The sequence below is a fragment of the Enterobacter sp. PL1 genome, from assembly GCF_945957325.1.
Taxonomy (GTDB): Bacteria; Pseudomonadota; Gammaproteobacteria; order Enterobacterales; family Enterobacteriaceae; genus Enterobacter; species Enterobacter roggenkampii.
Window position 1 is genome coordinate 1 of record NZ_CAMFKT010000053.1, and the last position, 8,406, is coordinate 8,406.

Sequence of the window (8,406 nt, forward strand, 5' to 3'; positions counted from 1 at the left end):
TGTGACAAGAAGAAATTTAAAAAAAGTTTCCATCCGCGTTTTTTTTCACCAATAGAGGTGAAATCAAGCTACAAATTGTTCTATTTGATGTATCTGCAACCACAATCACATTCACGGTGGCATAATTATCAGCATGAATCTTTAAGGAATAAAAGCGATGCCATTAAGCGCGCAACAGCTGGCCGCCCAAAAAAACCTGTCTTATGTGCTGGCCGAAAAGCTGGCTCAGCGGATTTTAGCGGGTAAATATGCCCCGGGAAGCATCCTGCCGGGTGAAATGGAGCTGGGTGAGCAGTTTGGGGTGAGCCGTACCGCCGTGCGCGAAGCGGTGAAAACCCTGACGGCGAAAGGAATGGTGCTTCCGCGTCCTCGTATTGGCACACGCGTGATGCCACAGAGTAACTGGAATTTTCTCGATCAGGAGCTGCTATCCTGGTGGATGACAGAAGACAACTTTCATCAGGTGATCGATCACTTTCTGGTAATGCGCAGTAGCCTTGAGCCTCAGGCATGTCTGCTTGCTGCCACGCTTGGAACAGCGGAGCAGAAAGCGCAGCTTAATGCGTTGATGGAAGAGATGGTGTTCCTGAAAAAACACTTCAACCGCGAACGCTGGGTTGAGGTCGATATGGCCTGGCATGAACATATCTATATGATGAGCGCCAATCCGTTCCTCACCTCTTTTGCCTCGTTATTCCATTCGGTGTACCACACTTACTTTACCTCTATTACACAAGACGACGTGGTAAAACTGGAATGGCACCAGGCGATAGTGGATGCCATTCAGGAAAGCGACGGGCAGCGAGCCCTGAGTGCGTGCCAGGCATTGCTGGCTGCGCCAACCCACCAGCAGGTAAATAAATGACAAAGAAAAAAGCGCGCAGCATGGCCGGATTGCCGTGGATTGCAGCCATGGCGTTTTTTATGCAGGCACTGGATGCCACCATCCTCAACACCGCGCTTCCCGCTATTGCGCAAAGCCTCAACCGTTCCCCGCTGGCGATGCAGTCCGCCATCATCAGCTATACCCTGACGGTCGCGATGCTGATCCCTGTTAGCGGCTGGCTGGCCGACCGCTTCGGCACCCGCAGAGTTTTCATGCTGGCCGTAACGCTCTTTACGCTCGGTTCGCTGGCCTGTGCGCTCTCCTCGTCCTTAACGGAGCTGGTTATCTTCCGCGTATTACAGGGCATTGGCGGTGCGATGATGATGCCCGTGGCGCGTCTTGCCCTGCTGCGAGCCTACCCGCGAAGCGAACTGCTTCCCGTGCTTAACTTCGTCACCATGCCGGGTTTGGTCGGCCCGATACTTGGCCCGGTACTCGGTGGCGTGTTTGTCACCTGGGCAAGCTGGCACTGGATCTTCCTGATTAATATTCCGATTGGCGTAGCGGGGCTGCTGTATGCCCGCAAATATATGCCGAACTTCACCACGCCAAGGCGCAGTTTCGATATGGGCGGCTTCTTCCTGTTTGGCCTGAGCCTGGTGCTCTTCTCCAGCGGGATGGAGCTGTTTGGCGAGAAGATCGTCGCGACGTGGATGGCGCTCTCCGTTATCCTCGCCGGGATTCTGCTTTTCCTTCTTTATATACGTCATGCGCGCCGCCATCCGATGCCGTTAATCTCTCTTGGGCTCTTCAACACCCGAACGTTTTCCGTCGGGATCGCGGGAAACATTGCCTCGCGTCTGGGGACGGGCTGCGTACCGTTCCTGATGCCGCTGATGCTGCAGGTTGGTTTCGGCTATCCGGCACTGATTGCCGGCTGCATGATGGCGCCCACGGCGATGGGCTCGATTCTGGCAAAATCGACCGTGACGCAGGTGCTACGCTGGTTTGGCTATCGCAAAACGCTGGTTGGCGTGACGGTCTTTATCGGTCTGATGATTGCGCAGTTCTCGCTGCAGTCCGCCTCGCTTCCCGTCTGGATGCTGATCCTGCCGCTGTTTGTGCTGGGCATGGCGATGTCGACGCAGTTCACATCGATGAACACCATCACCCTTGCGGATCTGACCGACGAGAACGCCAGTAGCGGCAACAGCGTGCTGGCAGTCACACAGCAGCTGTCGATCAGTTTAGGGGTTGCAGTGAGCGCGGCGGTACTGCGGTTTTATGAAGGTTTCGACAGCGCGAACACCGTCGAGCAGTTCCACTATACCTTTATCACCATGGGCGCACTCACCGTCGTTTCAGCGCTGGTCTTTATGCTGTTAAAACCGAAAGACGGCCGAAACCTGATTAAAGAGCGTCACAAAGAGAAAGCTAAACCGAACCACGTTCCATCAGAACAGGAGTAAGCTGCAGGCGCTGCTGCTGCAGCGTGGGCTGAGCCATTCGGTGGATCAACACATCGATGGCCAGCTCGCCCAGCTCATCTTTTGGCTGATGAATGGTGGTGAGCGGCGGCGTCATATAGCTGGCCAGCTCGATATCATCGTAGCCGATTACCGCCATATCATGGGGAACGCGCAAACCGGCCTGATATAACGCCTGATAGGCGCCAAACGCCATGGCGTCGTTGCCAATAAACACCGCCTGCGGACGCTGCGGTTGCGCCAGCAGCGTCTGCATCGCTTCAAAACCACCGTGAAACTCAAAATCACCGGTAATACGATACCGTTCCGGCACGGAAAGTCCCGCCCGCGCCATCGCGGCGAGATATCCTTCCAGACGCAAACGCGCCGGGGTTTTGTCCAGCGGACCGGTAATACAGGCAATGCGGGTATAGCCTTTATCGATCAAATACTGGGTGGCCATATCGCCCCCCAGCAGAGAGTTATCCTGAATGAGGTCGCTGGTGCCGTCGAACGGCGCCCAGTCCATCATCACCGTGGGAATGGAGGGATAGCGCTGGATAATCTCTTTCGACGGCTGGTGCGTTTCGGTACACAGCAGCAGTAGCCCGTCGACGCGTTTTTGCATCAGCGTTTCCAGGTTTCGGTTCATGCGCTGCTCGTCCCCTTCGGTATTGCACAGCACCAGGCTGTAGCCACGCTCGAAGCAGCTGCGCTCCACGCCGCGAACCAGCTCAGAATAAAAGGGGTTGGTACTGGCGGTGATCAGCATACCGATCGTACGCGTCTGGTTAAGCTTAAGGCTGCGCGCCAGTGCAGACGGCGCATAGTTGAGATCTTTTACTGCCGCTTCGACTTTTTCCCGAATCGCCTCGCTGACGAAGCGATCGTTATTAATGACGTGAGACACCGTCGAGGTAGAAACGCCCGCCAGGCGGGCGACATCTTTCATTGTGGCCAAGCGTTACCCCTGCTGACTTAAGAATTCATCGATCTCTTTACGCCACGGAACGGAAGGCTGAGCGCCCTTGCGCGTCACCGCAATCGCGGCAGCGGCATGCGCGAAGCGGATCGCATCATCCATTTTCTTGCCTTCCAGCAGCGCGGTCACCAGCGCACCATTGAAGGTGTCTCCCGCTGCGATGGTATCAATCGCCTTCACCTTAAAGCCCGGCACGCGACGGCCTTCACCGTTTACGCTCGCCCATACCCCACGGCTGCCCAGGGTGATGATCACGGTTCCGATGCCTTTGTCGTGCAGCGCACGCGCGGCTCTCGCGGCATCGTCATCGTTTTCTACGCGAATGCCCGTCAGCTTTTCGGCTTCTGTTTCGTTCGGCGTGATGATATCCACCAGCGCCAGCAGCTCGTCTGATAATACACGGGCTGGGGCCGGGTTAAGTACGACAGTGGTATGATTTTCATGCGCAATTTTGGCCGCGGCCAGCACGCTTTCAACCGGCGACTCCAGCTGCATCAGCAGGGCCTCGGCGCCGCCAATGATTGCACGTTGCGCTTCCACGCGCTCCGTCGTCAGCGCTGCGTTAGCGCCAGCATGAATACCGATGACATTCTCACCTTCTGCGTTGACGAAAATCAGCGCCACGCCGGTAGATTCCCCTGCAACAACGCTGACCGGTGCGATATCGATGTTGTCGCTCGCCAGCTGCTTGCGTACGCGCTCGCCGGTATCGTCATCACCCGTGCAGGCGATAAACGCAATATTCGCCCCGCTGCGACCGGCAGCGACGGCCTGGTTTGCCCCTTTACCGCCGAATGCGACCTGATACTGGTTACCCGTGACGGTTTCGCCCGGTGCAGGGAACGATTCAAGGTTAAGAATGTGATCGGCATTGATACTGCCAAGGACGACGAGGTTGCCTGCGGTTTTCATGGTTGGGTTGTCCATCTGAGAGCGCCACCGGTGTTACCCGGTGGCGTATGCCACACTTTTCTTTATTGGTGTCCCTCAGGCCGCCAGTGACGGCCTGATTCGCCTTTTACTGCTTGATAACCAGTTTCAGGTCAACAGGGTATTTAGCCTGAACTTTTTCGCCCTTCAGCACTTTGTCGGCAGTTTCAACGCCAGTCGCGCCAATCTGCTCAGGCAGCTGAGCGATGGTCGCAGCCAGTTTGCCATCGTTTACTGCTTTTTCACCATCCGGCGTGCCGTCAAATCCGACAACCATCACATCAGATTTACCTGCAGTCTGCAGAGCGCGCAGCGCACCCAGCGCCATTTCGTCGTTCTGCGCGAATACCGCCTGCACGTCAGGATGTGCGGTCAGCAGGTTCTGCATGACGTTCAGACCTTTAGTACGGTCGAAGTCTGCCGGCTGGCTAGCCAACACGTTGAATTTGTGCGCTGCAACCGCCTGCTGGAAGCCTTCGCCACGCTCGCGGGCGGCAGACGTACCGGCAATCCCCTGCAGTTCGATGACTTTAGCGCCTTCACCGGCTTTCTTCGCAATGTAGTCACCCGCGATTTTGCCGCCCAGCACGTTGTCAGACGCAATATGGCTCACCACGTCGCCTTTCGTTGCCTGACGGTCCAGAGTGATCACCGGGATCTTCGCCTGGTTTGCCATTTTCACGGCGTTGCCTACGGCATCGGAATCGGTTGGGTTGATCAGCAGAATTTTGGTACCACGAACGGTTAAGTCCTGAACGTTAGCCAGCTCTTTCGCCGGGTTGTTCTGTGAATCCAGTACCACCAGGTTGTAGCCCAGTTTATCCGCTTCTTTCTGCGCACCGTCCTTCAGGGAGACGAAGAACGGGTTGTTCAGGGTAGAGACAACCAGCGCGATGGTATCTTTCGCCATGGCGTTAGCACTTACGGTTGCGCTCAGCGCGACAGCAGAAACCAGGGTAGCCAGTTTTTTCATGTTCATATCTAAGATGTCCTGTAGTGTCGTCAGTTACTGTTTTTTGTTGTCTACCAGTACCGCCAGCAAAATCACCACTGCCTTAACGATCATCTGGTAATAGGAGGAAACACCTAACAAATTCAAACCATTATTCAGGAAACCGAGAATCAGTGCGCCGATCAATGTCCCAACAATGCGACCTTTACCGCCCGCCAGACTCGTACCGCCCAGAACCACTGCTGCAATAGCATCCAGCTCATACCCCGTACCCGCCGTCGGCTGCGCGGAAGAGAGACGAGCCACTTCGATGATGCCCGCCAGTGACGCCAGCAGACCGCACAGGGAGTACACGATAACTTTGACTTTATTAACGCTAATCCCGGACAAGCGCGTTGCCGCTTCGTTACCGCCCAGCGCATAGATATAACGACCCAGACGGGTATGGTGCAGCATGTACCACGCCGCCAGGAAGACGATAGCCATGATCCAGACCGGGGTCGGGACACCCAGCGGGCGACCGATACCGAACCAGCCAAACAGATCGGCGTTATCGGTGAAGCCGGTATTGACCGGGCTGCCGTTGGTATACACCATGGTCACCCCGCGCAGCAGCAGCATCATCACCAGCGTCGCGATGAACGCCTGAACGCGGCCTTTTGCCACAATCACGCCGGTGACGGCACCAATCGCCGCGCCTGCCGCCAGAGCCGCGGCCACGGCCACCAGCGCGTTGACTTCAATCCCGACCAGCGAAGCGGCGATCGCGCCGGTGAGGGCCAGCAGGGAACCGACGGACAGATCGATCCCTGAGGTCAAAATCACCAGCGTCATGCCGACCGCCATAATGGCGTTCACCGACGTCTGCTGCAGAATGTTGAACAGGTTATTTACGGTGAAGAAATTCGGGCTCATGGTCGACACAATCGCGATCAGCACCAGCAGGGCAATGAGCGATTTTTGTTCCATCAGCCACGCCTTTGTGAAATAGCGGCGACCAGAAACAGCCTGGGTAGTCATCTTCTTACTCCTGATTCACGCGATTAAGCTTGCCCACAGCGGCAGCCATCAGAACTTCCTGGGTGGCCTGCTCGCGAGTGAATTCACCGCCGAGATGCCCTTCATGCATGACGATAATGCGATCGCTCATGCCTAATACTTCTGGCATCTCGGAAGAGACCAGAATGATGCTCAGACCGTCGGCCTTGAACTGGTTAATCAGCTGATAGATCTCTTTCTTCGCCCCCACGTCTACGCCGCGGGTTGGCTCGTCGAGGATCAACACTTTCGGGCGCGTCATCAGCCCGCGCGCAATCGCCACTTTCTGCTGATTCCCGCCGGACAACAGGCCAATCGCCTGCTCCATCGACGGCGTTTTAACATTAAAGAGACGGATAAAATCGCTGACCGCCTGCTGCTCGTCTTTATGCTTCAGGCTGCCGCCGCTGTGGCTGAAATAGCGCAGCGCGGTCAGGGACATGTTCTCTTTTACCGACATGCCCAGCACTAAGCCGTCGCGTTTGCGGTCTTCGGAGATATAGACGATGCCGTTCGCCAGACCATCCTGCGGGGAGCGGGTGACCACTTCATGGCCGTCGAGGGTGACATAACCGCTGGTGCGCGGCAGTGCGCCGTACAACACTTTCATCAGCTCGGTACGTCCCGCGCCCATCAGGCCCGCCACGCCCAGGATCTCGCCCTGGCGCAGGGTAAAGGTGACGTCGTTCACACCCGGACCGCAGAGGTTATCCACCTTCAGGCGGATCTCACCCGGCGCTTTATCCAGATGCGGATACTGATCTTCAAGCTTGCGTCCCACCATCATTTCGATGAGCGTATCTTCCGTCAGCGTGGCCACTTCGCGCTCGGCAATAAACTGCCCGTCGCGGAAGACGGTGACGTCATCGCAGATTTCAAAGATCTCTTTCATGCGGTGAGAGATATAGACAATCCCGCGCCCCTGCGATTTCAGCTCGCGAATAACGCGGAACAGGGATTCGGTTTCGGTATCGGTCAGGGCGTCGGTCGGTTCATCCATAATGATGACCTTCGACTCAAAGCTCAGCACCTTCGCGATTTCCACCATCTGCTGATCGCCGATGGAGAGATCGCCGACCAGGCGGTCGCTCTTAAAGCGCAGGTTCAGCTTCGCCAGCAGCTTGTCGGCTTCGGCATACATGGTTTTCCAGTCGATCTTGCCGAAGCGGTTAACGAATTCACGACCGAGGAAGATGTTCTCCGCAATGGTGAGCTGCGGGATCAAGTTCAGCTCCTGGTGAATAATGCCGATACCCGCTTCCTGAGAAGATTTCGGGCCAGTGAAGGTGGTTTCTTTACCCAGCCAGAGGAGTGAACCGGCATCGCGTTGATAGATACCGGTCAGCACTTTCATCATGGTGGATTTGCCGGCGCCGTTTTCGCCCACCAGCGCCATCACGCGCCCGGGGTAAACGTTCAGCGCCGCGCCGGAGAGGGCTTTTACGCCCGGGAACGACTTATCGATCCCTTTGAGTTGCAGTAATGCGTCCATGATGGCCTCAGAAGGTGACGCCAGCACAGAGAATGATATTCGCATACGGGGAACACTCCCCGCTGCGAATCACCGCCTGACTGTCTGCGGTTTGTTGTTTGAATTGTTCGTGCGTTGTGTAACGAATTTCGATGGTGTTTCCCTGGTGTTGTTGCAGCTGCTCAAGATGGCTGAGCAACGTTTCATGGAGCTGCGGATTATGTTGTTTGATTTCCGCCGCGAGAATAGCCGCCTCAACCTGCATCTCCGCGGTCACCACGTCCAGTACCTGCATAAACGAAGGTACGCCCTGCGTTAACGCCATATCGATACGGGTTGTGCTGCGCGGAACCGGTAAGCCTGCATCGCAAACCACCAGCGTATCGGTATGCCCAAGACGGGAAATCACCGACGAGATTTCTGAGTTGAGTACAGTGCCTTTCTTCATTTTATTGCTCCACTAGCGAAACGTTTCGCTAAAAGAAGTGTAGCCTCAGAAATGTTCAGAAAACCACCGTGACGTAACAGATTTGTGATCGACGTCGAAACGTTTCGCTAAGTGAAATATTGATGGGAGAAATTGCCCTGCGGCGCTTCGCTTGCACGGGCCTACGGGTTTGGTAGGCCGGGTAAGCGTAGTGTATGACCGGATACATAGGTGACAGATCAGACCGGGAACATAGGTAACACTTTTAGTCTATCCGCACCACACTCTGGGTTTTTCGGTCGTAGTACGCAAGC

General features: G+C 55.9%; 8 protein-coding genes. 2 read left to right on the top strand and 6 right to left on the bottom strand.

Going from position 1 to position 8,406, the window contains the following annotated elements:
* The first annotated feature begins 157 nt into the window (after positions 1–157).
* Together N6P30_RS23785 and mdtD are read left to right on the top strand one after the other, a co-directional pair.
* Positions 158–865, top strand: a complete 708-nt coding sequence (locus tag N6P30_RS23785) for a FadR/GntR family transcriptional regulator (protein ID WP_021242652.1) — start codon at positions 158–160, stop codon at positions 863–865.
* Entirely contained in the window at positions 862–2,295 is a 1,434-nt protein-coding gene (gene mdtD, locus N6P30_RS23790) for a multidrug transporter subunit MdtD (protein ID WP_023293676.1), read from the top strand. The genes N6P30_RS23785 and mdtD overlap by 4 nt, the downstream gene beginning before the upstream one ends.
* On the opposite strand, the gene rbsR is transcribed toward mdtD, so the two are convergent.
* The 6 genes from rbsR to rbsD form a co-directional block, all read right to left on the bottom strand.
* Positions 2,261–3,253 carry a ribose operon transcriptional repressor RbsR gene (rbsR, locus tag N6P30_RS23795; RefSeq protein WP_115503878.1) on the bottom strand — a complete coding sequence of 331 codons (993 nt, stop codon included), beginning with the start codon at positions 3,251–3,253 and terminating at the stop codon, positions 2,261–2,263. The two genes, mdtD and rbsR, sit on opposite strands and share 35 nt — an antisense overlap.
* Before the next feature lie 3 nt (positions 3,254–3,256).
* A complete protein-coding gene (gene rbsK / locus N6P30_RS23800; RefSeq protein WP_023293678.1) occupies positions 3,257–4,186 on the bottom strand; it encodes a ribokinase in 930 nt (309 codons plus the stop codon).
* Between the two features lie 106 nt (positions 4,187–4,292).
* Positions 4,293–5,183, bottom strand: a complete 891-nt coding sequence (gene rbsB / locus N6P30_RS23805; protein WP_008503498.1) for a ribose ABC transporter substrate-binding protein RbsB — start codon at positions 5,181–5,183, stop codon at positions 4,293–4,295.
* Between the two features lie 27 nt (positions 5,184–5,210).
* Complete coding sequence (rbsC, locus tag N6P30_RS23810; RefSeq protein WP_021242657.1) at positions 5,211–6,176, bottom strand: ribose ABC transporter permease; 966 nt, start codon at positions 6,174–6,176, stop codon at positions 5,211–5,213.
* A gap of 4 nt (positions 6,177–6,180) precedes the next feature.
* Positions 6,181–7,686: a ribose ABC transporter ATP-binding protein RbsA gene (gene rbsA, locus N6P30_RS23815; protein WP_021242658.1), complete on the bottom strand. Its 1,506-nt coding sequence runs from the start codon at positions 7,684–7,686 to the stop codon at positions 6,181–6,183.
* A gap of 7 nt (positions 7,687–7,693) precedes the next feature.
* A complete protein-coding gene (gene rbsD / locus N6P30_RS23820; RefSeq protein ID WP_008503495.1) occupies positions 7,694–8,113 on the bottom strand; it encodes a D-ribose pyranase in 420 nt (139 codons plus the stop codon).
* Positions 8,114–8,406: the final 293 nt, after the last annotated feature.

Excerpts from the sequence above, each read along its gene's own strand:
- N6P30_RS23785 (WP_021242652.1), top strand. The coding sequence starts at position 158 with ATGCCATTAAGCGCGCAACAGCTGGCCGCCCAAAAAAACCTGTCTTAT.
- mdtD (WP_023293676.1), top strand. The coding sequence starts at position 862 with ATGACAAAGAAAAAAGCGCGCAGCATGGCCGGATTGCCGTGGATTGCA.
- rbsK (WP_023293678.1), bottom strand. The coding sequence starts at position 4,186 with ATGAAAACCGCAGGCAACCTCGTCGTCCTTGGCAGTATCAATGCCGAT.
- rbsB (WP_008503498.1), bottom strand. The coding sequence starts at position 5,183 with ATGAACATGAAAAAACTGGCTACCCTGGTTTCTGCTGTCGCGCTGAGC.
- rbsC (WP_021242657.1), bottom strand. The coding sequence starts at position 6,176 with ATGACTACCCAGGCTGTTTCTGGTCGCCGCTATTTCACAAAGGCGTGG.
- rbsA (WP_021242658.1), bottom strand. The coding sequence starts at position 7,686 with ATGGACGCATTACTGCAACTCAAAGGGATCGATAAGTCGTTCCCGGGC.
- rbsD (WP_008503495.1), bottom strand. The coding sequence starts at position 8,113 with ATGAAGAAAGGCACTGTACTCAACTCAGAAATCTCGTCGGTGATTTCC.